This is a genomic window from Pontibacterium sp. (assembly GCF_964228735.1).
Lineage (GTDB): Bacteria > Pseudomonadota > Gammaproteobacteria > Pseudomonadales > Balneatricaceae > Pontibacterium.
Window position 1 is genome coordinate 18,033 of record NZ_CAXRBQ010000040.1, and the last position, 24,141, is coordinate 42,173.

Below are 24,141 nucleotides of genomic sequence, written 5' to 3' on the forward strand. Positions count from 1 at the left end.
TAAGCCTGCATCTGCGGTGTTGCAGTTTTTGCCAAGGGCTACGGCCATTACCTGCAAACTGCGCCTTGCATCTACAGGCTTAATGGCTTGCAGAGCACTATCAGGACTTATTCGTACCTTCTTTAACTGATAGGCTTACGATAGATTTTAGACGTCAGATTCGTAGTTTGAGAGAAATAAGCCATGTTTACCGGCATCGTTCAGGGCACAGCCACCATCACATCCATCGAAAAACATGACCAGTTTATGCGACTGCAACTGGAACTGCCTGCAGAGCGTGCAGACAATCTCCAGCTGGGTGCCAGTATTGCGGTAAACGGCACCTGCCTGACTGTCACCGCGTTTGAGGGCAACCTTGTCAGCTTCGACCTGATCATGGAAACCCTGCGGGTGACCAACCTTGGCACGCTATCCGTCGGTGATCAAGTGAACTTTGAGCGTGCCGCACGCTTTGGCGATGAGATCGGCGGACACCTGCTGTCAGGGCACGTGCATGATCAGGTGACCATCTGCCAGATCGAGAAACCGGAGAACAACTGCATTTTGTGGTTTGAGACCAACGAGGCATGGATGAAATACATCCTGCCAAAAGGGTTTGTCGCGCTTAACGGCTGCAGCCTCACCATCGGCGAAGTGGAAGACAACCGCTTTAACGTCTATCTGATTCCGGAAACCCTGGGACTGACCGTGTTCGGCAACGCGGAGGTCGGCAACAAGGTGAATCTGGAAATTGATCCACAGACTCAGGCCGTGGTCGATACCGTAGAGCGCTACATGCGCCAGAACCAAAACTGAGTCACCGCTGAACAAGTTGTGAGCAACTTCAGGTAGCAAGCAAGGTCCGACACATTAGTCATCAATCTGTAACCAGGGCCTGATAATGAAAAAATTTTATTTGCAATAATGTTGATTTTTTAAGTTGCTACTTGTTGTTTATGGCGTATACTGACTTAGCTTGAAATTTAGGCAGTGTTCGTGTGCACTACTACGAAGTACCATTGGAATACCTCGTCAGGGCCTCATTAGTAACACCACCATTTCTTAGCAACCCGGCCTTTAAATAATAAAAAAGGCTTAATTTTCAAAACGTAACAAGAAGGTAAGACTAATTATGGCTACTGGCATCGTAAAATGGTTTAACGACGAGAAAGGTTTCGGTTTCATTCAGCAGGAACAGGGCCCAGACGTATTCGTACACCATACTGCTATCCAGTCCGAAGGCTTCCGCTCTCTGCAGGAAGGCCAGAAAGTAGAATTCACCGTTGCTCAGGGTCCTAAAGGTCCTCAGGCTGAGAACGTAACTAAGCTGTAATAGCTTTACGTTTACCGGTACATCAGGGCGGCTTCCCGGTCGTCCTGATCTATATCTCTACCCGCATTTATATTCTTGGATTTCTCCAGGAACTATCTTCGTTTTATATTTATTTGTCTAAACAGATAGATATTTAAAACATCGCAATCTCTTCTGTTGATAATTGACGATATTCTCCCGGCTGCAATTTCGGGTCCAGCACCAGTCCGCCTATTTTTTCCCGGTGCAATCCAATCACCTTATTATCGAAATAGCCGAACATTCTTTTTACTTGGTGATAACGCCCCTCAAACAGGGTCAGACGTGCACTGTGCGATGACAGTAGATCCAAGTCTGCAGGAAGGGTCGTTAATCCTTCGTACGCAAAATGAATCCCCTGCTTGAATACCTCCGCGTAACCCGCTTCGATCGGGTCTTCTGTCTGTACGTGGTAAACCTTGGGAATGCGCGTTTCCGGTTGCGTGACCCGTCGCGACCAACGGCCATCGTTGGTTAACAGCATCAGGCCGGTCGTATTCAGATCCAGACGTCCCGCTATGTGCAGGTCAGCGCGAAGCTCCGCTGCAAACAGATCGGTGACCGTACGATGTTTATCATCCTTGGTGGCACTGACCACACCTATCGGCTTATGCAGCATAAAGTACTTGGCCTGCCCGCCCTGCAAGACACGATCATCCAGGGTGACCCGCAGCATCGGCGCCATTTTCTGCGAGCCATCACGGGTTATCACGCCGTCCACGCAAACACGCCCCGCCAACAGGAACTGGCGAACTTGTCGGGAGCTTTCACGGGTTTGCTGGGTTAAGAATCGGTCTAATCGCATAGAGCGCTATTATGCCAGAACCTTTTTAACCTCACCTGATAACTTGCCCACACTGAAGAACACACGTAATTTAAAAGCACTGCATAATACTGAGCCCCGCTTTATGACACCCTCTATCACAATTCGCCCCGCAACGCTTGAAGAGATCGATTCAGTCTGCGCTTTATGGCAGCAACTGGAGGCGAGTAAAAATCAGCATCCGTTTGGCGGGGATAAAGAGGCAGAGATCCAGGAACGCACCCGTAACCTGGTCACACACAGCATCACTTCGGAAACCGCTCTCTCTCTGGTTGCGGTACGCAATTCAAAGCTGATTGGTACACTCTCAGCGTACATCTACGAAAAACCTGCCGTGCAACTACCAACTGTGGCGGTGCTGTATTCACTGTGGGTGGCCCCGGAACATCGGCGCGAAGGCGTTGGCCAAACTCTGTTAAACACAGCAGAACAGTCTCTGAAGCAGATGGGCGCCCAATCCCTTCAGGTAGCCTGGGACTCGGGAAACCAGCCTGCTGAGCAGTTCTGGCAACAGGCCGGATTCAGCCCGTACGAAGTCATTGCCAGCAAACTTTTGAAATAATCCTTCCAAAACCTCGATTTTAGGACAATTTCCGCTGATCCTTTGCCCAAAAGGCATTACAATGACCCTCTTTGAGAAGATTGTTCCACCACACACCGAATCAGAGAAATAATTTACCGATGAAGCTCGACGAACTCGACCGCGCAATCCTTGATCAACTGCAAAAAGATGCCCGCCTCTCCAACCAAGAACTGGCGGACAAGGTCGGTCTGTCGCCTTCCCCCTGTTGGCGTCGCGTAAAGCGCCTGGAGGAGATGGGTGTGATCCAGGAATATGTCGCCCTGCTGTCACCCAAAGAGATTGGCGTACCGGTGCTGGCATACGCCCAGGTTTCCTTGAATGACCACCGTCCTGAATCAAGCGAACGGTTTGATGCCTTTGTGACGGCAAGCCCACAGATTCTGGAGTGTTGCGCCGTCAGTGGCCAGTACGATTACCTTCTGAAAATTGCATGCGCGAGCATGGAAGCCTACGAACTGTACATCAACCAGGAGCTGCTGGTGCAAACCGACATCCGCTCGATGAATACCAGCTTTGTGTTGAACCAGAAAAAGTCGACAACCGCGCTTCCTCTTTGATCCCAAGCGGCCCCGAAAGGGGCCTCACTAGCCTTTTTTCACCACACGTTCCTATTTCATTTAGCCGTCTCGCCGCCTTATCCACCAAAGGTACGGCCTTTTACCCGCCAAACCGAGACGGAAAAATAATTCCAATAAAACACCACCAGAGAAACATTATTTCAAGACAAACCCATTCACGGGATGTTTTGACCATTCTTTGATCTATATCTAAAGCTCCGCTGCCTGCTCTGCGTAACATGTTCAATATGATTCACTTTTGACATGCATGTGCGACCAAAAATTATCATAAGCACAGCATAAGGAGCCGACATTGAACGCCGTAGAACCCAGATCTGCAGATCTGCGCCAGTTTATCTCCGGAAACGAAGCCGTTGCCCAGGCCGCCCGTGATGCGGGTGTGAAAGTTGCAGCCGCGTATCCAGGCACGCCATCAACCGAAATTCTCGAATACGTTTCCAAGTATCCGGATATGTATTCTGAGTGGTCGATCAACGAGAAGGTCTCTCTGGAAGTCGCCATCGGCGCCTCTCTTGCTGGCAGTCGCGCCCTCTGTGCCATGAAACATGTGGGTATGAACGTCGCGTCTGACGCCTTTATGACGCAAACCCTGATTGGTGCGGTCGGCGGACTGGTAATCGTTGTAGCTGACGATGTTGGTCTCTCCTCCTCTCAAAATGAACAGGATTCACGTTATTGGGGACGTTTTGCCCACCTCCCGGTGCTGGAACCCAGCGATGCGCAGGAGGCGTACGAGATGACCCGAGCCGCGTACGGCATCTCAGAGCAGTTCGAAGTCCCGGTCATCGTGCGCCTGACCACCCGCATCTGCCATGTAAAAGGGGTTGTGGTCACCCATGAACCTGAAACCCACGAAAGCACAGGGTTTAAGAAGGATCCATCACGCTATGTAATGGTTCCAGGTAATGCCAAAACCCGTATACCGTTGATGATGACGCGTGACGAGGCACTGAAAACTTACACGACAAAAACTACACTCAACCGTGTTGAAGCAGGCAGTGATAGCCGAGTCGGGTTCGTCACTTCCGGTGCCGCCTACTATCACGTTAAGGAAGCATTCCCGGATGCTCCCGTATTCAAACTGGGTTTCAGCCATCCAGCACCGATCGAAGCGATCCGTGAGTTCTCCACGACAGTCGAAAACACCGTCGTGATTGAGGAGGTGGAGCCCCTACTGGAAACCGAACTACGAGCTGCTGGCGTGGAGGTTCACGGCAAAGATCTGGTACCAAAGATTGGCGAGATGGCGCCGGCCGTGATTACCCCACCGGTCAGCAAACTAATTGGTGAAGCCATTGCAGAGAGCGCACTGATCCCAACCCACGAGGTGTTTCCCCGCCCACCTACCATGTGTGTGGCCTGTCCGCATCTAGGCATCTACTACTGCCTTTCACACATCAAGAACACCATTATCTCCGGTGATATCGGCTGTTACACCCTGGGTGCTGGCCATCCGTGGAATGCACTGGACACCACCATCAGCATGGGCGCTTCTCTAAGCGTTGCCCAAGGCCTGGACAAGGGCCGTGCAGACTCTGATGCCAACAAGAACGTTTTGGCCGTCATTGGCGATTCCACATTCCTGCATATGGGTATGCAGGGCCTGCTGGATATCACCTACAACCAGGGCAACGTCACCATTTTACTGCTGGATAACCGCGCGGTGGGGATGACCGGTGGCCAGGATGCCCCCTCCTCTGGCCTGAACTTGCAGGGTGAAAAAACCATGCAGGTGGATTTCCGTAAGCTGTGTGAGGCACTGGGCGTCAAACCCGAGCGTATCCATGAGGTGAACCCGTACGAGATGCCGGTGCTGTTCAAAGCCCTGCGTACCGAGGTCAAGATCCCGGAACCGTCCGTCATTATCACCAACCAGCCCTGCGTACTTACCGAACGCTACAGCAAACTGCCGCCGTTGAAGGTGGAAGCGGACAAATGCACCGGCTGCAGCAACTGTCTGGACGTGGGGTGCCCGGCCATTCTGGTTGACCGCCGCGAAACCGTGGTGAAACCCAACGGTAAAGAGAAAGAGCTGGCGTTTGTCAGCATTGATACCGCAGCCTGCACCGGCTGTGGCCTCTGTACTAAACCTTGTGCGCCAGATGCGATTGTTCCGGCGTTTAATGTCAGCAAAATCGATGCGGTGGAGATCAAGTGAGTAACGACGTAACCAATATTCTCGTAGTCGGCATCGGCGGACAGGGTGTCATGACCGCAGCCGACATTCTGGGTACCACGGCTCTATCCCTGGGCTATGACGTGAAAAAGACGGAAGTAGCTGGCATGGCGCAACGTGGCGGCGTGGTGACCTCGCACGTGCGCTTTGGCCCCAAGGTCTATTCCCCGGCGATCAAGCCGGGTACCGCCGACCTGATGCTGGCATTTGAACCCGCCGAAGCGTTGCGCTGGGCCCCTCACCTGAAGCAGGACGGCCTGTTGATGGTGAATACCTACGCTCAAGAGCCACCGGTAGTCTCCATCGGGTTGTTCGACTACCCGGATTCACCGTTGGAAAAGGTGCGGGCGATGGGTATCGAAACCCATGATTACAACGCGGGTCAGTCCGCCATCGAGCTGGGCGACCGCCGGCTGATCAACAGTATCATGCTGGGTGCGATCTCCGATCACCTGCCGTTTCCCGCTGAAACACTGGAACAATCTCTGCTGGATCGTTTCCGCCATAAAGGCGAGAAGCTGGTTGCCCTGAACCAGCAGGCCTTTGATCTGGGCCGAAAAGCTTTTGCCTGATCCCTTATCTCTGATTCTGCGGGTACCAGCCTGGTGCCCGCACCTAAGCGCCTGATTTTTGCAGTTCCTTCCAAATTAAAATGGCTTTATATTTGTCACAGTTCGCCGATAGTATTTCAGTACGGGGACGAAACCGGGGACAGGATGAGCAAACAATCGCTGGAACGGGAAAACAGAGAACTCAAACGATCAATGCGTATATTGGCGTCTAAAGCCGAGCGCAATGAAGCGATCGTGAAGAGTTTCTTTGAGATGGAGATCCGTCTTCTTTCCTGTACCTCCTTGTCTGAGTTGCTCGACCTGATATTGATCGAATTTCGGGAATACTTCCGCCTTGATGCTGTGAACCTGATCCTGTTTGACCCGGAACAGGCTGCCCGCAGCCTTCTCGAGGACTATGTTCCGCCATCCCCTGCGAACTCCCTGCGTTTTGTTGAAAATCAGCGCATGCTTCAGTCGATCTATCCCGACCGCAAACTCACCGTGGGCGAGCCGGATGATCAGGTAAAAAAAGCCGCATTTCCAGCATCACACTATATTCTCTCCTGCGCCCTGCTACCGCTGGAGCGCCACAACTGCCTGATTGGTAGTCTGCATCTGGGCAGCCGCGACCCGAGCCGATACTCCAGTGAGATGCTGTACGACTACATCAAGCATCTGGCCTCGGTGATCTCAATCTGCATCGAGAACTGTATCAACTACGAGAATATGAAACGGATGAGCATCATCGATATGCTCACCAAGGTAAATAACCGACGCTCCTTCGAGATAGAGATCCAGCGAGAGATCTCACGGGCCAGCCGCAGTGAATACCCACTAAGCTGCCTGTTCCTGGATCTGGATTACTTCAAGCTGGTTAACGACAAATACGGCCATATCACCGGTGACCGGGTGCTTCGCACGGTTGGGGGATTCCTCAAGCAGCAACAGCGAAAGTCGGATGTGGTTGCCCGTTACGGCGGTGAGGAGTTTGCAATCCTGCTGCCGAACTGTAACGAGCAACAAGCCGTGCAACTGGCAGAAAACCTGCGTAGCAAATTCAACGCGTTGATCTTCCGCAGTGACCAGGGCGAACCATTCCGCATGACGACATCGATTGGCGTATCTACCTGCCACCCGGCCACTTATAAACGAGATACCTTTGAAAAACTCTCCTACAGCCTGATCTCAGCTGCAGACAAAGCGGTATATCATTCGAAAGCTGCCGGCCGCGATCAGGTCAACTATGTGGCAACGGCGGGATCTGAACCACCTCAGAAGCCGCAACTCGAAGTTGTCTGACTCCCAAGGTTATTCAGAATAAGATTGGATGCCGTAAAATCCCGGCATGCGGTGATTATTCGTTCATATCCACGATCAGCTCTTTGTACAGATCGCTGTACTGAGCCGCTTGCTTTTCACCAAACAGTGGATCGTCAAATTTTGGTAGCTCAGCGATCAGCTGCTGCCAGTCCTCGTCACTGGCTACACCCTGCAGCAATGGGAATACAGAGCCCTCTTCCAACTTCAGGTGTTCGCTCTGCTCATCCAGGAAGGCTTCGAGCTTATCGGTGAACTCGTCCATCGGTATCACTGCATCATGCAATATGCCATCGATGGTGTCAGCCAGCTCATGGCAGGTGGTACGCATATCATGGTGTGCTTTTTCACAACTATCGATCATTGCGTCAAGTTCGTCGCTGCGCCCTTTGAAATGGGCATACATACTGTCTTCACGCGGGTGATGATACGCATCGGCGTAATTGGAGATATAGTCGACGACATCCGCCATCAAACTGAAGTTCGGGTGGTTCCCTGCACGCAACTTCTCAACCTTCAGGCGCAGAATTGCGAGCATCTTGTTCAGGTTAATGTGATCCTGGTGCAGCTCATTCAGGATGGTCATAATGGAGCCTCCAATGATTGTGTGCATCTGACTAACTATATAGTCCGGTCTCACCCGGTAGTTTTGATACCTGTCAATCGTCTACGAAAGATGGCTACAAAACGTTCATTTACCACGCGGTGGCGGCAGTACCGGGGTCAGTCATCAGATCAGGACAGAGCCTAGCAAGGGCTTATGACATCTTTCCTTCGAAAACAATACATGGGCAAACCCATACCCTGTATGAGTACAACGAAGCCATTCCGTTCACGATAAACGGAGGCATTCACCAATCAGCGCGCGCATCCGTCGCATCAGAGATTTTCGGCCTGCTCCGGCGTCGATCTCATCCCAGCTACGCATCTGTAAAGCTTTTGATACAAGTAAGGATAGCTCGTCTGGTGTAAGTGCGTGCCAAACGGATCGGTTTTTCAATGAACGGATAACCAGCTTGCGGATTGGTACGATACAACTCTCGTAACTGCGGTTGTGTTGCACGAAGGCTTCCAGGTCACGCATATCATGGCTGCTGAGGTCCGTATCAAAGCGCATCCCCTGCAGTAACATCGGCAAGACCTCCACCTCCAGATCACGCAGGTTGTAGCCCAGTAATAAAGGCAACTGCTGGGTAAAACGGTCACGCAGGTGGTTATACATCAGGCGCCCCGGATCAGACAGTGGTCGGCACACCAGCGCCGCATGGGTGCCACTCACCGCATCACGGGTTTCACCCAGGCGGATGGTGCCAAAGCCGTTGTTCTGCCAAAACAGCAACAACTCCTCGGTGGCACCGAAACTGGAGCCCAGGTAATCCCATCCCTGCTCCGCGCCCACGCTGGCAATCTCGCGCAACATCTGGCGTGCAATCCCCTGACGCTGTAGAGCCGGATGCACGGCGATGCGCATGATTCGCCCACACCTTAGCGGCGCGGCTTCGAGGTACCCTTCCTGCCCAATAACGGTTTGTGGCACCAGGTGGCCTTTCGGACGGCGTTTACCTTCCCATACAGCCTGCGCCAGGTTAACCGCCAGCGGTCCCTCTTCCGCAATCAATGCGGCCCCAATCACCAGATTGTTCTGACGGGCAATCCAGACTCGCAGGTTCGGGCTGTCTAACAGAATTCGCAGATCACCCGGGGTTGTGCGGTAGTGGGCGATCACCAGCAAACCAAACAACTGGTTGAGCAAGGTTTCGTCCTGTAGCAGCTGATCGCGTTCAATTTCGAAAATCTCAGGATCAATCTCAGTACAGGCAGCGATCTCTTCGGTTGAGGCCGCATCCGCATTCAGCAGCAAACTCTCGAACACGAAGGATTCCAGTGGGTCTTCGGCGGCCCAACGTATCGGTGCCCTCAACTCCACGGCACGCCAGTTGGGTGTACGTCGGTCCAGTTCACGCCGAAAGCGAACAGCAAAGCCCTGCCCCGTTCCTTCGTAGCCATGAATGGTTGAGGAGAAGACGATACGCGGAAACCGCTCCAGCAGACGGGCCAGCACCGGCGCGGGGATCGCCGCGGCCTCATCCACCAGCATCACCGCCCCCTGACCATCCAGTCGGCAGGCCTCATCCGGTGTCACATACCGCAGCGTGGCATTACCGCTGGTAATACGGCCAACTTCAATCTGTGTATCGCTCAGGTGATTGACGGCATGGGCAAACACCTCTGTCACATTGTCCAAGGACGGTGCCGTTACCCAGATCGACTCAGCGCCTTTGTGAATAAGCTGACTGGCGGTTATCCCCAGGGTGGCAGATTTTCCGCGCCCGCGGTCAGCCGTCATGACAACCGGACGACGTCCACGCGATAAAGTTTTAAGGATCTTTTCAACGGCCGACTTTTGATCTTCGGACGCATAGATCGTGTCAGCCAGTGACACGTCTGCTAGAGCTTTGGAGTTACGAGGACGGCAGGCTTTGAGGTTGTCCGGTGTGATCAAGGCAACCTGGTCACCCGCTTCCAGCAGGTTTACAAGACGGGAGATAAAGCGGCGCCCCACCTGATCGGTGCCGTAGGGCTCAACCACCAGTGCACTGTGCTCCGGATCATCATAGGTGGCCCATTCATTCAGCGGTGGGCATAAAAGTACCAACACACCACCGCCACACAAGGTTCCGCTGATCTGCCCGAAAGCATTGGGATTAAAGCCATCCCAGGCATCGTAGATCAACAGATCGATCTCTTGGCCCAGATAGCGATGCAGGTCACGTGATCCCGCTTGCAGGCTCTTATCCGGCGCCTGACGTGACACCCAAAGGCTGCGATCATTTTCACCCGCTATCCATCCCTGGATCTTCTGGGCCTTGGCCAATGTCCAGTGTCGCTCGCCCGACACCACCAACAACTGCCGATGGTTATTCTGACGCGCATTCGCCTGCATCTGCTTCACAGCTTCACGCCGGGTCACGTACTACCTCCCAAACTACGACTTCTATGACTGCACTTTCCCTGCCAACGTACGCTGCTGTCCGCCTCAATAAGATGACTACACCTCTGTACTATTCGCAAACTGCGTGCATTGTAGCTGATTTGCTCGCTGTGTAATTGACTCAGGACTATGCTGTAGATACAGGCTTAAGCCCGAGGTACCACGTTTGTCAGACACGCTCTATCTGGTTCTGGATCAGGGCGGGCAAGCCAGCCGTGCGCTGGTATTTAACGACTACGGAGAAAGTTTAGCTCAGGCCCGCGTTGAGCAAAAAACCGATATCGATACAACTGCGCCCGATCCTAAGCTGATTGTGGACGCCCTGCGGCGCGCAGTTACCTGTGCTCTGCAACAGCTTTCTCCTTCACAACGGAAACTGCCAATGCGTGCTGCGCTGATCTCTCAGCGATCAGCCTGCCTGTGCTGGGACCGGATCACCGGCCAACCACTGACACCCGTGATCAGCTGGCAGGATAACAGTGGCCAGTCGATCATCGACCAGCTCTACCACCACTTCAAGGAGATCCAACGTATCTCCGGCTTGGTGCCCAACGGGCACAGTCCTGCAAGCAAGTGGTCCTATCTGCTCAATTCCAATGCCCTGATCGAAGCCCAGCGCCATTACCAGATGGCATGCGGACCGCTGGCATCCTTCCTGATCTTTCACCTGTGCCGCGAGCATCCCTTCCTGGTCGACCGGGTGAACGCCTCTCGCACTATGCTCTATTCACTGGAAGCGCGGAACTGGAGCAATCCCCTGTGTGCACTGTTTGATGTGCCACCGGAATACCTGCCCGACATCCGCCCCAGCCACTACCGATACGGTACCTTGGAGATTGCCGGATCACGTATCCCGCTGAAACTGGTGTGTGGCGATCAACCCGCGGCCCTGTTCAGCAACGGTTGGCCAAATCCCAGCATGCTGTCGGTCAACATGGGGACAGGCGCCTTTGTACAGATGCCGCTTCTGGTGGAAGCCCAGGAACGCCCACTCACCCGATTGCTGATCTCGCCGGCCTACAGTGACCTGAATGATGAGCTGCTGGTGCTGGAAGGCACCATCAACGGGGCCGCGACTGCACTCAATCTAACCAGCCTGCCATTGGGCCTGAACTATCAGAACAGCGATACCTGGCGCCAGCGCTATCAACCGCTGCCACTGTTTGTGAACGGTGTTGGTGGACTGGGTTCCCCCGATTGGTGCCCTCTGGAAAGTGGTTGGCAGGGTGTACCGCCCTTTGACGCCAAATCGAAGGTGTTGGCAGTTGCGGAGAGCATCCTGTTTCTCATCCAACGGAATATTAACGCCATGCGGGATGTGGGAAGCTTTCCCGGCAGCATCAACCTCAGTGGCGGTCTGAGCCAACTGGACTGGATGGCCCAGGGGCTAGCCAACCTGAGTGGTCTCAACGTTCACCGGATGAATAACCCGGAATCCTCCGCCCGGGGTGCTGCTTGGCTGCTCTCCAGAAGCCGGAACTGGCGCCAGTGTGAGGAAACGGTTTTTCCCCCCGCCTCAGCATCGGCCCTGAATGCCCGCTACCAAAGCTGGACCCAACTGCTGCATGCTGCACTGATCATCAGCGGAGCACGCCGCTAACACCTCAATTCACCGTTGACGTGTTTTCCACCCGGCCAGCAGATCTGCCGCCCGATAGCTCTCCAGGTATGCTGCGCCATGTTTGAGCCAATACCGCGCGCGCCGGACAGTATCAATCTCATACACCACTACTGGAACACCGATATAGCTCAAGTGTTGCAGCTGCTTAATCCGCCGCTTATTCACAAACAGTATGTCCGGTTTACAGCGCTCCATCTCCTCCTGAGTGGGTGGCCAATGGCGTAGTACCAAACCCACCTGCGGCCATCGTTCCCAGGCTGCGGCAATAAACGGCATATCAAAGCTGATCAGATGAATCTGCGTTGCCATCGGCTGCAACACCGGTAGAACGGCATCGAAGACCGTCTCGTTGCCAAAAGTGGCAATACTCTCCTCTTTGATCTCCACAAAGAGTTCAACCGCCGACTGCGCACTCGCCCAGAGGATCGCCTGCGCTAACGTGGGAATCGGCTCACCGTGATATTTATGCCCTAGGCGCCACGGCTCACAAGCCGAATACTCCGCCAGTTGATCGTGATTCAGATGAAGGATGTTTTTGTGGATACCGCAGGTACGGTAGAGATCGGTGTCGTGAATCAGGACAGGAACATGGTCGGCTGTGAGCTGAACATCAAACTCCAGGTGACGAACCCCACCGGCCAAAGCTTCTTTGAGTGCCAGCAGCGTATTCTCCGGATAGCGGTGTTGATATCCACGATGGGCGACCAGGCGCTTGCTTAACTGCGCCGCATCCATAATTCAACCTCCTCTCCCACAGCACTCAGGCACTTATAAAACGTAGCCTAGCTTATAAACAGGAGAAGAGAGCCCAAAAGTTTATAGCGAATAAGTCACCGACGGCAGATCAGAAACGTTTTCAGCTGACGCGATATACTGGTTGCGGCCCGCCTTCTGCGCATCGTACAGCGCTTTTTCTGCCGCTTCGATCAGTCGTTCTGGGGTCAGCAAGCGGGATGGCTGCATGGTCGCTACACCGATGGTAACGGTAACCACATCAGACACCGCCGATGCGGGATGGCCAATCGACAGGTCACGCACGTCGGCACAGCATTGAGCCGCGAGTTGCGCTACCTGTTCGTTGGTGGACGGCAACAGCAGGGCGAAACGTTCGTTATCAAAACGCACCGCGAGATCGCCCGGTCGGGAGATACGTTTGCGCAGATCTTCTGCGATCTGCTTCAGGCAGTTTTCGCCTGCGGCTTCCCCTTTCTCTTCGCGGAAGTTATCCAGGTAATCAACTTCGATCAGCATCAGGGAGAGCGGGCTGAACTCACGCACGGCGCGACGACACTCGTTGGCGGTCACATTATCAAAGTGGGTGCGATTAAACAGGCCCGTTGTATTGTCCATCGCGCCCACCAGGTCTGCGTTTTCCCGGGTATTGCTCAGCTCCGCAATGCAGGCATTCAGCTCAGTTTCAATCGCTGCAGCGCGCAATAACGTGTTCTTGAGATAGCGGCTGATCAGAGCCGTCAGGGCTAAACCCACGATAAGCAATACAGGGGCGGATAGATTGCCCGCGGGCATCAGCAGATAGACGGCCAGAGAAAAAAGTATGCCTGCCAGTGCAACCAGCAAAACAGGACGTGGGAAAGTGTTCACAACCGCATCGGTTTTTTGTTCTTGTTGTTCGTGCTTCATAGATCTGTTCCCGGCAGTGATACGGCTGAGTAAATACTTTTTCCGGGCGCATTGCAAACCGCAAGCGCCGCCAAAAGCGGAATCCACAATTAACCGTAGGGAAAGCGAGGTTTTCCGGGCTTCGTTATGCCGTTACTGGCCCCAGTTGTGGTTACTCTGATTAAGGAACGCCAGCTCTTCAGTGGTTGATTCACGCCCCAAGACACGGTTGCGGTGGGGAAAACGACCAAAACGAACAATCTGATCCCGGTGTTGATGCGCAAAATCCAAAGAGCCTTGCGCCACCACTTTCTTGTGGGGCGGCACCTCCATCAACAGGTTTTCAAAACAGCGGATACTCTCATCCTGAACGGCGAGATCCTCCGCATGCTCCAGCGGCATATAGAAGAACTGACGCTCCGCGTATTCCAACGCCTGATCATGGCCGCGCTCCATACCGGACTGGCACAATGCCAACGCCTGATCATCACCGGCAAAGGCTTCTGGGGTACTGCGAAAGATCGAACGGGTAAACTGGTCCAGCAGAATGATCAATGCCAGACGGCCACGCGGGCTTTCACTCCAAGATTCCAGCTCACCACGCAACGCTTGCCGCACCAGAGCACCAAACAACTCTTCGATCAGTTGGTCCGTTTCATCACTGGCTCCCCACCACAGTGCTGTACGATCACTGGTAGGGAATCCATCCGCCATTGCTCCGAACCAAAACTGCAGAATCTCTTCGACCTGTGTACTCATGCTGAACCCCTTTCCGACTTACCTGCCACCCTTACGAGCATAGCAATTCAATTTTCATGAAGCATCGCTACAAGCTTAACGCTTCTGGTGCTGTTCCCAATTTTCCAGACGCTGTGTTTCATTCTTGCGTAACAACACATAGGTTGCAGCCAGACCACCATGATGCTTTTGCGCGGAGTGAAAGGCCATTACTTCAGGGATATGGGGCAGCCATTGGTTGAGGTAACTGCGCATGATGTTCCCCGCAGCCTGTTCATGGTTGCCACGACCATGGCTGATCACTACGGAGCGGATGCCAAACTTCGAGCACTCGGCAATAAATCCGATCAACTCATTCAGTGCCTGGGCGGGTGTTTTTTTATGCAGGTCAAGGCGAGCATCAGACTGGTAGCGTCCCAGGCGTACATTGCGATACACCCCATCCTGCACACCGTCCCGCTTCCATTCCAGCGGATCAAAGGGATGCAGCAAGCTCACCTGTTCGGTGGATAACCCTTCATGTACCTCACCTTCAGCGGCCTGGCGGCGCTCTTTCAGGCCCGCATCACCACGTTTGTCATTGTGCCCGGCGAGATCTGCTTTGTCGGTGGGTTTGGACGGAGTGACTCCCTCTCCCATCATCATATCCATGAAATCCAGATCGTCAGTACTCATACATCCCCCAGGGCCCAAATTTTCGCGGCGGCAGTATATACAATCTGAGGATTTGACTACAGCAGCCGTGCCAGGTTCACCCATGCGCTTCACGCAATTTGCCCAATTCCAACCGTACCCCTGCTCACTGTTTCAGTTTCATAACGACTTAAGAGGCAAGCCTTTTTACCTCTTTTCTCGACCCGCGTTGCAGGCTACAGTGTGTAGGAAGGTCGTTTAATTCCGTACAGATTGAGGTTAGGGATGATGCGCGTTCTGATTTTGTTTCTAGTACTGGTTGCTGCTGCGGTTGCCTATCTTTTTATGAACAGATCCACAGACCTGCCTGATCTGCCGGCGCTGATTAATCCAACGGCCCCGGAGACCAAGACAGAATCAGAGCCACTGGCTGAGCCCGAACCTACACCTGAAGTGATCGAGCAGGCCCGCGAGCATATCGACCAGATTACCGCCCCACCAGAAGACTCCATCGATATTGAAAAAGCGGATCACTTTGTGACCGCATCCCAGCTGCTAAAGCTGCCGATACAGCACACCGAGAGTAAAGCGGTTCTGGAAACCGTAGATGACAGCGGCACTAAAACCTTTGGGGTTGAAACCGGTGCCGTCAGCGTCGCGCCGGTTATCGTTTCTGCCACACAAACCATTGTTGTGGGTGAAGAAACGCTGACTGAAAGCAACCGCATCAAACTGCAGGAGCTGCTTGACCGCCCTGAAGCGAGCTCCAAGCAGGTGTTCTATATCCACGCAGTGAACGAAGGCGATTCCCAAGGCCTGTGGGGCATCCTGCAACGCGGCCTGACCCGCACCTTTGCTGAAGGCATTGAGTTGGGCGAAAAACAGCAAAGACTCTACGTCGAGATTCCTGAGGAAGCGGACGAGAAACTGGAGAACCAGCTCAGCTCCTTCCTGGGTAAAGTTCTGCAACAGAAGGTCGAAAGCACCTACATCTATAATTACCGCAGTGGACGCTTGGGCGACGATCCTGATCTGATCGAGCCGGGCCAGCAGTTGATCATTGTAGAGTTCTCTGAAGACGAACTGGTCAGGGTATACAACCACTTTATCCGTCAGTAACACGAGGGAAGATTGATGATCGACCTTTACACCTGGGGTACGCCAAACGGTCGAAAAGTCTCCATCATGCTGGAAGCACTGCGGCTGCAATACAATGTGCATCCGATCGATATCCTTGATGGTGACCAGTTTACCGATGACTTACTAAAGATCAGCCCAAATAACAAGATTCCGGCAATCGTGGATCATGACGGCCCCGATGGTGAGCCAATCACCGTTTTTGAGAGCGGAGCCATCCTGCTCTATCTGGCGGAAAAGTACGGTGAATTTATCCCCGACGACCTGCGCGGACGCACCGAATGTATGGAGTGGGTGATGTGGCAGATGGGTGGTTTCGGTCCGTTTCTCGGCCAAGCCCATCACTTCAACCGATTTGCACCGGAAAAAGTGCCCTACGCGATCAAGCGGTATAACGATGAAGCCAAACGCCTCTGGAGTGTGCTGGATAAACGTGTGGACGGACGCACCTTTATCCTTGGGGATGACCTGTCGATCGCGGACTTCGCGATCTACCCTTGGGCGATGCGGTACGAATGGCAGCAGATCGATCTGGAGGATTATCCAGCAGCGAAAAGCTGGATGGAACGAATGGGCCATATCGAGTTCGTGCAGTTCGGGATGCAGGTGCCCTGAGTGCTGACGTCCTCCAGAATCCCATTAAAAAAGGAGCTGGGTTACCCTCAGCTCCTTTTTTGTTTCACTTGCCGTCATTCAAGCCACTTAGGCCTGCTGCACTTTCCAGTGCACGGTCTGACCGGCAAAAAACGGTACGATCGGCTTGCCGTTTGGCAGCGTAATTTCGCCCGGGATCTCCCAGTCTTCGCGTACCAGTGTAATAGTACCTTCGTTACGTGGCAGGCCGTAGAAGTCCGCACCGTGTTCACTCGCAAAGCCCTGCAGCTTATCCAGCGCATCCAGCTCTTCAAAGACGTGAGCATACAGCTCGATCGCACTCCAGGCGCTGTAGCAACCCGCACAACCGCATGCATTTTCCTTGGCATCCTTGGCGTGTGGCGCAGAGTCGGTACCCAGGAAGAATTTTGGTGAACCGGACTGTACCGCTGCACGCAGTGCTTCCTGATGGGTACTACGCTTAAGAACCGGCAGACAGTAGTTGTGAGGACGTACGCCGCCTACCAGCAGGTCGTTACGGTTCAGCAGCAGGTGCTGTGGGGTAATGGTTGCCGCCACGTTATCGGATGTGCTCTGAACAAACTGCGCCGCATCACCGGTGGTGATGTGCTCGAACACCACTTTCAGATTCGGGAAACGCTCCACGATTTTCGCCAGCTTCTGGTCGATAAACTCTTTCTCACGATCGAAGATATCGATGTGGTGATCGGTCACTTCGCCGTGCACCAGCAGCAGCATGCCCTGCTCTGCCATTACCTCAAATACCGGGTACATCGCTTCCAGCTGCTTTACCGCAGCCGCAGAGTTGGTGGTTGCGCCTGCCGGATACAGTTTGGACGCAACAATGCCTGCCGCCTTGGCATCGATAATATCCTGTGCGGAGGTATCGTTGGTCAGGTACAGGGTTACCAGTGGATCAAAGCTGTTACCTTCAGGACGTGCAGCCAGAATACGCTCACGGTATGCCATCGCCATCTCGGCGTTTGTTACTGGTGGTACCAGGTTTGGCATCACAATCGCACGCTGGAAACAGCGGGCAGACGCAGCAACAGTTTCCGGCAGCATGTCCCCGTCACGCAGGTGCAGGTGCCAGTCGTCAGGAGTTCGGATGGTCAGCGTATTCATGCAGGTCCTTTATAATCGTATTATTCGTACTAATCGTAGTATCTGAGTAGTCGTAATCAGTGGCGTAGCAATGGATGGCCGGAATGACACAAGGTCATCCGGAGATATGGCATCTCTTGTCGCCGGGAATTATACAGGAACACGCAAACCGCTTCATCCACCCTCCGGTGATCACAGGGTTTCGATACCCAGCTTAAGCAGGCGACGCGCCAGCACATCGTCAATCTCGTCCAAGTCATCTGCACTGAGTTCGATCATGCGTAGATCATAACGCTGGTAGAGCTCTTTGCGCCGCATCTTCTCCGCCAGATAGCCCGCGCTACCCAGCTCATCCCAGTACTCGATATAGAGGTGTGCCGAGGGAATGTAGAAATCACAGTAGGCCTCTTCATCCGTTGGCAAGCGACGTCCACAGGCATGCACAACACCGGCGCAGTAGAGCCAGTTATCGATCTGTTGCATGCCCTTTGAGGCCACCCGGTGTCCATCCAGACAGCAGATCTCTTTATCGGTGGTTTCAGACACAGCAAGCGAGGCAATCACCTGAAGCAATGCCGGATGCTCGGCAACGGTATCGGGCCACAACACGTAAGGCACTCCGGAGCGGGCGTCTTCAGCCTGGCGGCCGCCAACATGGATGCCGATCTTGGTCAGCCGCCAACCTTTGATATGGGGTTCGATCCAGCCCAACTCATTGAAGAGTCGGTTAACCTGGACCGCGGAATAGCCCAACTGTTTACCCAGCGCAGTCGCACTGAGTAGCTGGCTGTCGGGGTTAACCAGCGCACGGTGCTGGATCACCGAAGCCGGCCAGACCACATAGGTGCCAAACCGTTTACTTTCCTGGTAATCACCGCCTTCGAACCTGCCTTTGGCAGTAAGCGTCCACTGCTCCTCTTCACGCACAATCCAGCCCAGCGCTTCCAGCTCTGCAAACATCTGACGGGATGTTTTACCCAGCTTTTTAGCTAACGCACTGGTGGAAAGAGACTGCACTTCCTCTGTCATTCAACACACCTATCGGAACACACATAACAGCAACGCAATCAGGCTAGCAGAAGCGGAGAAGGGACAAAACAGAAAATAGCTAAGCATGCCCACACCGTTGAGGTGGGTGCTATTTGTGGGAAGATAGGATAAAGCAGCACCAGCGCAGCGCCGATACTGCTTTCAGGACTCAGTCGCGGCGGCGTGGGCCACCAGACTGACGCGGCTTCGCTTCGTTGACCACGATATTTCGTCCGGCAACATCCTGACCGTTCAGCGCTTCGATCGCTGCTTTGCCTTCCGCTACGTTTGACATCTCAACAAAACCGAATCCACGGGAGCGACCGGTTTCACGATCCAGAATAATTTTAGCGGACTGCACCTCACCGTGCTGCGCAAACGCCGACTCCAGTTCGTTTTCCTGCATGCGGTAAGAGAGGTTTCCGACAAAGATATTCATTTTTGTTTCTCAATTCTGTTGTACCGGCTCGACAATAGGCACCCGTTACTGCGTGAAGCCGGTACTTTCAAACAGCAACCACAATCTCCCGGATGGAGATGTCCCTGACGTCCCTATAGAAACAGCCACATATGACAGCGTGGTTAAGGTTTGATCACATCCCAAAACATAACTTGCGACCTAAAGCTAATGACCGAGCCTCGTAATTAGCGGTGTATAGGGTTATGTTTGATGAAGCAGCACACAGCCCCTGCCAACCGGAGACCGTCCACTATGTATGCCAACAGATCCATCAAACCACGGGTACTGGTTATCCACACGGGCGGTACTATTGGTATGCAACCGTCCGAGAACGGTTATACCTCGGTGGATGGTTTTGAGGAGCTGGTGCGGGAAAAGCTGGACCAGAGCATTCACGACACCCTGCCCGAGTTTGATCTGATTGAGCTGGATCCGCTGCTCGACAGCGCAAACCTGCGCCCCGAATCCTGGAGCGTCATCGCCTCCAAGGTGATCGAGCACTACGAAGAATACGACGGTTTTATCGTGCTGCATGGGACCGACACCATGGCGTACTCGGCATCGGCACTCTCCTTTCAGCTGCGTGGCCTCAGCAAGCCAGTAATTGTGACCGGCTCCCAGATCCCGTTATATGAGCTGCGCAACGATGCACTCGACAACCTGATCACCGCCCTGATCATCGCGGGTTTTCATCCGGTACCCGAAGTCTGCATCTACTTCAACGGGCGTCTGCTGCGCGGAAACCGCAGCCGCAAGATCAAGGCCACCGGGCTGGATGCCTTTGATTCCCCCAACTATCCATGGCTGGGCCAGGTCGGCATCCATATCGAACTGCACGCCGGATTAATCCGTCCGGAGGGCAGCCCCCACATGGCGGCGGCCAACTACCAACCCGGGGCGGTGGCGATGCTGCCGATCTACCCGGGCCTGCCACAATCCGTGATAGAAGCCACACTGACCGACGAACAGATCCGCGGCGTGATCATCCAGAGCTACGGCGTGGGTAACTTGCCGAACAATGATACGCAGCTGATGGCACTGCTCGAAGGCGCTGGTAAAGCGGACAAGGTATTGGTCAACCTGAGCAGCTGTCTCCAGGCCCAGGTACTGCACGGCACCTATGCCACGTCAGCGGGACTGGATCAGATTGGAATTGTTTCAGGTGGGAATATGACGCCGGAAGCCGCATACAGCAAGTTACATACGCTGCTGGCGGATTCTGAAGACAGCGCCAGTGTCACCGCATTGATGCAGCAGGATCTGTGCGGTGAACTGGATCAGAGCTCAACTTCTTCCAGCCACTCAGCCTCTTCAGGCTCCATATAACGATTTTCGAGCAGTTCGGTCGCCCAACTTTCCGAGCGCGACAGGCGTTTGAGCATTGCTACCGCCGTTACTTTCACTGCCGGCACCGTGCTCCACATGGAGTTGTTGAGACAACGCCAATGATGCCGATCCATATGTTTAGGATGTTCGATCTGATCCAGACAGGTTTCACAGATCATGATGCAGTGATTCACGTCTGGTTCGCTGTCGAACGGCGGCACTTCGAAAATCTTCAGCTTGGTGCCCTGTGCATCGCACAGTTCACAGTGCGCGCCACAGCGACGCACTAGCTCTTTGCCGTAAATTGATAAACCGGCATGCCCGTGATGTCTTTCATATCCTCTAGCCATAACTACACCTTCCCTTCAGTCGAAATCCAGTTATTCAATGCCACTGCTTTGCTAACCAGCTCCGTGGAAGCACTTCCCGACACTGAACTGCGATCCATCTCCTTCAGGTACTGATATATACGAATAGCAGAACTTTCTGGATTTAGCCTGTTAAACGCGAATTTAAAATTCAGATATACGTTTAAAAACAGGAACATTCGTGCAAAAACAAAGGGGTCCCTTTTAATGAGACCCCTTTGTGCCAGACTTTACTCCGGCTAAATCAGCCCAGAGGGCTTGCGGTTTTATGGCTACCCTGTTGTTGAGTAGCCGGTTTGATGTCATGAAACCGATCGCCGTCCAGCCATTGAACCTGTTCAGTGTTGATGCCTGACACTGAAGGCTAAACGCCTCCCGATCCACGCCCATCAGCAGTAATTCTGTACCTATGATTATAGGCGAGAATGGCCTGTACACCGTGGCTGGAGGGCGTTTGGCGCGTGAAATTTTTTCAGCTGTTTTGGTTCAATAACAGAGCACGGGGGCCTGCTGTTGATAGCTGGGTTCTTCCAGTTCATGGAGGATAAATCCGGCTACATCGGCGCGGGATATTTTCCCTGCAACCACCCCATCCAGATCGGTGATTACCTGATAATGCTTGGTTGCTGCTCCGTTGGTCAGGAAACCGGGACGGACGATAGTCCAGTCCAGATTACTTTTGCGGATCAGGCCCTCCTGACGCTCCTTATCCTGATAGATTGTGCGCAGAACAAAGGGCTGAAACAGCCGGTCGTAGAGGAATCCGCCATGCCCTTTACTGTCCCCTGCCCCTATACCGGTAACAACAACCAGACGCTTAATACGGGCAGCATGCATAGAATCAATCAGATTGCGGGTGCCTTCCGAAAACAGGCGGACTTTTTCAAAGGTGGGCAGGATGCCAAGGGCGATAACAACAGCATCGTGGCCAGGCACAATACGTTGCAGGGCAAAGAAGTCCAGCACGTCAGCGCGCTGTATCTGAAGGTTGGGATGACACAGTCCCAGATCTCGTATGCTTCGTGCGCAGGCCGTTACCTGATGGCCTTCTTCCAGCGCTTTGTGTACTACCTGCAAGCCGATCCCGCGGCTCGCACCGATCACTAACAAACGCATAACCTATCCTTCCAGAGGGGACGGATACGACTGACTGTCGCATCCGGTTATGCTGTTAATCTTCGCCCTTGCATACCCTAGGGTCAAACCAGAAAAACTGTAGTTTGCGCCGAAATGCGAAATTTACAGTTTCAAATCAAACTGATCTGCATCCATCCAGGCAGGGAAGTTGTCGCGGAAAGTATCCAGCGCAACTCGGTCCAGAGTGCGGGTTTCAATCAATAGTTCCTCAGTGCCGCCGTCGATGGCCAATTCACCCTTGAAATCCACCAGCAGCGAATCACCACTGTACTCCAGACCTTTAGCGTCGGTGCCGATTCGGTTTACACCGGCCACATAACACTGGTTCTCATGGGCACGGGCCTGCAGCAAGGTGCGCCATGGATTGCGGCGTGGTTTCGGCCAGTTGGCTACGTAGATCAGCAGGTCATAATCGTTGCGGTTGCGGCAGAATACCGGGAAGCGCAGGTCGTAACAGATCTGCGGCATAATTCTCCAGCCACGAAAATTAACGATGACCCGCTCATCACCCGCTTCATAGTGGTTGTGTTCCCCCCCCATGCGGAACAGGTGACGCTTGTCGTAGTGGTGCAGTTCACCGTCCGGCGTCGCAAACAGCATCCGGTTACGGTACCCCTCGCCAACCTTAACCATCATGCTGCCGACAACCGCGGCATCCAGCTGCGCTGCCTGTTCCAGCATCCACTGTGTGGTTTCGCCATCAGCCGGTTCTGCTAATGTCTCCGGCTCCATAGTGAAACCGGTGGTAAACATCTCCGGCAGTATGATCAGGTCAGTGTTGCCCTTCAGGCCAGCAAATAACTGCTCGAACTGCGCTCGGTTGGCCGGTGCATCGTGCCAGTACAGTTCGCACTGAATCAGGGTGACTCTCAAATCTTGCATAACTTCTCCGCCGCAGCGCGCAGGGTGTCATCCCCTTTTGCGAAACAGAACCGTACCAGTTTGGTATCCATGGGTGCTTCACTGAACACCGAAATCGGGATCGCGGCCACGCCCGCTTCCTCGATCAACCAACGACAGAACTCCGTATCCGGCAGATCGCTGATCGTGCTGTAATCCATCAACTGGAAATAGGTACCGGAGGCTTTCTCAAAGCTGAACCGGCTATCCTGCATCAGTTCGCAGAACAGGTCGCGCTTCTGCTGGTAGAACGCAGGCAGCTCCAGGTAGTGCTCCGGCTGTTGGTTAAGCATATCGGCCATTGCCAACTGTACAGGCGTGACTGTGCTGAAGGTCAGGTACTGATGTACCTTGCGGAATTCTGCACTCAGCGCTGCAGGCGCCACGCAGTAACCCACCTTCCAGCCGGTGGTGTGGAATGTCTTACCAAACGAGGAAACCACAAAGCTGCGTGCGGCCAGTTCATCATGGCGCAACAAACTCTGGTGTGGTTTGTCGTCAAAAGCGATGTGCTCGTACACCTCATCTGACAGCAGCAGGATATCGGTATCACGCACGACCTCGGCAATGGTGTCCAGATCATCCGCAGACAGCACCGCGCCGGTTGGGTTGTGCGGTGTGTTGATCACGATCATACGGGTCTTGTTGTTGATCGCACCCTTCAACTGATCAAAATCGATCGTAAAGCGTGGCGGGCACAGTGGCAGGTGGATCGCCCGCCCCCCATTCAGCTCAATTGCTGGCTCGTAGCTGTCGTAGGCCGGATCAAACACGATTACTTCATCACCGGCGCGCACAACAGACGCGATAGCTGCAAACAACGCCTCGGTTGCACCTGAGGTTACAGTCACCTCGGCATCAGCACAGATCTTACGGCCATACAGAGACTCGGTTTTAGCCGCAATCGCCTCACGCAAGGCTGGCATCCCGGTCATCGGTGCGTACTGGTTGGCACCCTGCTCGATATAGTGCGCCACCCGCTGACGCAGGAACTCCGGGCCGTCAAAATCAGGAAAACCCTGGGACAGATTGATCGCCCCCGCCTCATTGGCGAGCTGGGACATCACAGTAAAAATAGTGGTGCCGACTTTCGGCAGCTT

General features: G+C 53.8%; 25 protein-coding genes. 11 read left to right on the forward strand and 14 right to left on the reverse strand.

The annotated features are described in order from the left end of the window. Positions 1 to 183 precede the first annotated feature (183 nt). A complete protein-coding gene (locus tag ACEQ15_RS04120; protein WP_370277787.1) occupies positions 184 to 795 on the forward strand; it encodes a riboflavin synthase subunit alpha in 612 nt (203 codons plus the stop codon). A 316-nt stretch (positions 796 to 1,111) separates the two neighbouring features. After that, a complete protein-coding gene (locus tag ACEQ15_RS04125; RefSeq protein WP_370277788.1) occupies positions 1,112 to 1,312 on the forward strand; it encodes a cold-shock protein in 201 nt (66 codons plus the stop codon). A 133-nt stretch (positions 1,313 to 1,445) separates the two neighbouring features. Here the strand turns inward: ACEQ15_RS04125 and ACEQ15_RS04130 are convergent, their stop codons facing one another. Beyond that, positions 1,446 to 2,135: a pseudouridine synthase gene (locus ACEQ15_RS04130; protein ID WP_370277789.1), complete on the reverse strand. Its 690-nt coding sequence runs from the start codon at positions 2,133 to 2,135 to the stop codon at positions 1,446 to 1,448. 103 nt (positions 2,136 to 2,238) lie between these two features. Between ACEQ15_RS04130 and ACEQ15_RS04135 the strand changes: the two genes are divergently transcribed. The 5 genes from ACEQ15_RS04135 (at position 2,239) to ACEQ15_RS04155 (ending at position 7,343) form a co-directional block, all read left to right on the forward strand. Continuing rightward, positions 2,239 to 2,715, forward strand: coding sequence for a GNAT family N-acetyltransferase (locus ACEQ15_RS04135; protein ID WP_370277790.1), 477 nt, complete (start codon positions 2,239 to 2,241; stop codon positions 2,713 to 2,715). A 119-nt stretch (positions 2,716 to 2,834) separates the two neighbouring features. Further along, complete coding sequence (locus tag ACEQ15_RS04140; protein WP_370277791.1) at positions 2,835 to 3,293, forward strand: Lrp/AsnC family transcriptional regulator; 459 nt, start codon at positions 2,835 to 2,837, stop codon at positions 3,291 to 3,293. Positions 3,294 to 3,606: 313 nt separating this feature from the next. Beyond that, positions 3,607 to 5,472 (forward strand): thiamine pyrophosphate-dependent enzyme, encoded by a 1,866-nt coding sequence (locus ACEQ15_RS04145; protein ID WP_370277792.1) that lies wholly within the window; start codon positions 3,607 to 3,609, stop codon positions 5,470 to 5,472. After that, on the forward strand, positions 5,469 to 6,062 hold the full coding sequence (locus tag ACEQ15_RS04150) for an indolepyruvate oxidoreductase subunit beta (protein ID WP_370277793.1): 594 nt from the start codon (positions 5,469 to 5,471) through the stop codon (positions 6,060 to 6,062). Before ACEQ15_RS04145 ends, ACEQ15_RS04150 begins: the two co-directional genes overlap by 4 nt. A gap of 144 nt (positions 6,063 to 6,206) precedes the next feature. After that, complete coding sequence (locus tag ACEQ15_RS04155; protein WP_370277794.1) at positions 6,207 to 7,343, forward strand: DUF484 family protein; 1,137 nt, start codon at positions 6,207 to 6,209, stop codon at positions 7,341 to 7,343. 55 nt (positions 7,344 to 7,398) lie between these two features. Here ACEQ15_RS04155 and ACEQ15_RS04160 read toward each other — a convergent pair whose 3' ends face one another. Together ACEQ15_RS04160 and ACEQ15_RS04165 are read right to left on the reverse strand one after the other, a co-directional pair. After that, positions 7,399 to 7,947 carry a hemerythrin domain-containing protein gene (locus tag ACEQ15_RS04160; protein WP_370277796.1) on the reverse strand — a complete coding sequence of 183 codons (549 nt, stop codon included), beginning with the start codon at positions 7,945 to 7,947 and terminating at the stop codon, positions 7,399 to 7,401. 246 nt (positions 7,948 to 8,193) lie between these two features. Further along, complete coding sequence (locus tag ACEQ15_RS04165; RefSeq protein ID WP_370277797.1) at positions 8,194 to 10,332, reverse strand: tRNA(Met) cytidine acetyltransferase TmcA; 2,139 nt, start codon at positions 10,330 to 10,332, stop codon at positions 8,194 to 8,196. A gap of 187 nt (positions 10,333 to 10,519) precedes the next feature. On the opposite strand from ACEQ15_RS04165, the gene ACEQ15_RS04170 reads away from it, so the two are divergent. Beyond that, positions 10,520 to 11,953 carry an FGGY family carbohydrate kinase gene (locus ACEQ15_RS04170; RefSeq protein WP_370277798.1) on the forward strand — a complete coding sequence of 478 codons (1,434 nt, stop codon included), beginning with the start codon at positions 10,520 to 10,522 and terminating at the stop codon, positions 11,951 to 11,953. Between the two features lie 9 nt (positions 11,954 to 11,962). On the opposite strand, the gene ACEQ15_RS04175 is transcribed toward ACEQ15_RS04170, so the two are convergent. The 4 genes from ACEQ15_RS04175 to smrA all read right to left on the reverse strand — a co-directional run bounded on the left by ACEQ15_RS04175 (position 11,963) and on the right by smrA (position 15,007). Further along, positions 11,963 to 12,709, reverse strand: coding sequence for a glycerophosphodiester phosphodiesterase family protein (locus tag ACEQ15_RS04175; RefSeq protein ID WP_370277799.1), 747 nt, complete (start codon positions 12,707 to 12,709; stop codon positions 11,963 to 11,965). Between the two features lie 81 nt (positions 12,710 to 12,790). After that, positions 12,791 to 13,615 (reverse strand): diguanylate cyclase domain-containing protein, encoded by an 825-nt coding sequence (locus ACEQ15_RS04180; RefSeq protein ID WP_370277800.1) that lies wholly within the window; start codon positions 13,613 to 13,615, stop codon positions 12,791 to 12,793. Positions 13,616 to 13,747: 132 nt separating this feature from the next. Then, the gene (locus ACEQ15_RS04185; RefSeq protein ID WP_370277801.1) at positions 13,748 to 14,353 is read right to left on the reverse strand and encodes a DUF924 family protein; all 606 of its coding nucleotides are present in this window, start codon (positions 14,351 to 14,353) and stop codon (positions 13,748 to 13,750) included. Between the two features lie 75 nt (positions 14,354 to 14,428). Then, a complete protein-coding gene (smrA, locus tag ACEQ15_RS04190) occupies positions 14,429 to 15,007 on the reverse strand; it encodes a DNA endonuclease SmrA (RefSeq protein ID WP_370277802.1) in 579 nt (192 codons plus the stop codon). 303 nt (positions 15,008 to 15,310) lie between these two features. Between smrA and ACEQ15_RS04195 the strand changes: the two genes are divergently transcribed. Then, positions 15,311 to 16,084, forward strand: coding sequence for a hypothetical protein (locus ACEQ15_RS04195; RefSeq protein WP_370277803.1), 774 nt, complete (start codon positions 15,311 to 15,313; stop codon positions 16,082 to 16,084). A 15-nt stretch (positions 16,085 to 16,099) separates the two neighbouring features. Further along, positions 16,100 to 16,717, forward strand: coding sequence for a glutathione S-transferase N-terminal domain-containing protein (locus ACEQ15_RS04200; protein ID WP_370277804.1), 618 nt, complete (start codon positions 16,100 to 16,102; stop codon positions 16,715 to 16,717). A gap of 87 nt (positions 16,718 to 16,804) precedes the next feature. On the opposite strand, the gene pyrC is transcribed toward ACEQ15_RS04200, so the two are convergent. From pyrC to ACEQ15_RS04215, 3 genes are all read right to left on the reverse strand, one after another. After that, positions 16,805 to 17,842: a dihydroorotase gene (gene pyrC / locus ACEQ15_RS04205; protein WP_370277805.1), complete on the reverse strand. Its 1,038-nt coding sequence runs from the start codon at positions 17,840 to 17,842 to the stop codon at positions 16,805 to 16,807. A gap of 171 nt (positions 17,843 to 18,013) precedes the next feature. Beyond that, entirely contained in the window at positions 18,014 to 18,850 is an 837-nt protein-coding gene (locus ACEQ15_RS04210; RefSeq protein WP_370277807.1) for a hypothetical protein, read from the reverse strand. A gap of 169 nt (positions 18,851 to 19,019) precedes the next feature. After that, the gene (locus tag ACEQ15_RS04215) at positions 19,020 to 19,289 is read right to left on the reverse strand and encodes an RNA recognition motif domain-containing protein (RefSeq protein ID WP_370277808.1); all 270 of its coding nucleotides are present in this window, start codon (positions 19,287 to 19,289) and stop codon (positions 19,020 to 19,022) included. 273 nt (positions 19,290 to 19,562) lie between these two features. Here ACEQ15_RS04215 and ACEQ15_RS04220 point away from each other — a divergent pair, with 273 nt between their 5' ends. Further along, positions 19,563 to 20,636: a type I asparaginase gene (locus ACEQ15_RS04220; protein ID WP_370277809.1), complete on the forward strand. Its 1,074-nt coding sequence runs from the start codon at positions 19,563 to 19,565 to the stop codon at positions 20,634 to 20,636. On the opposite strand, the gene ACEQ15_RS04225 is transcribed toward ACEQ15_RS04220, so the two are convergent. The 4 genes from ACEQ15_RS04225 to ACEQ15_RS04240 form a co-directional block, all read right to left on the reverse strand. Continuing rightward, positions 20,588 to 20,986 (reverse strand): phnA protein, encoded by a 399-nt coding sequence (locus ACEQ15_RS04225; protein ID WP_370277810.1) that lies wholly within the window; start codon positions 20,984 to 20,986, stop codon positions 20,588 to 20,590. The genes ACEQ15_RS04220 and ACEQ15_RS04225 overlap by 49 nt on opposite strands. 504 nt (positions 20,987 to 21,490) lie before the next feature. Then, positions 21,491 to 22,120, reverse strand: a complete 630-nt coding sequence (locus tag ACEQ15_RS04230) for an NAD(P)-dependent oxidoreductase (protein WP_370277811.1) — start codon at positions 22,118 to 22,120, stop codon at positions 21,491 to 21,493. Between the two features lie 123 nt (positions 22,121 to 22,243). Further along, positions 22,244 to 23,023 (reverse strand): amidohydrolase, encoded by a 780-nt coding sequence (locus ACEQ15_RS04235; RefSeq protein ID WP_370277812.1) that lies wholly within the window; start codon positions 23,021 to 23,023, stop codon positions 22,244 to 22,246. After that, positions 23,011 to 24,141, reverse strand: a 1,131-nt coding sequence (locus tag ACEQ15_RS04240; protein WP_370277813.1) for a pyridoxal phosphate-dependent aminotransferase, incomplete at its 5' end; no start/stop codon positions are given. The genes ACEQ15_RS04235 and ACEQ15_RS04240, both read right to left, overlap by 13 nt.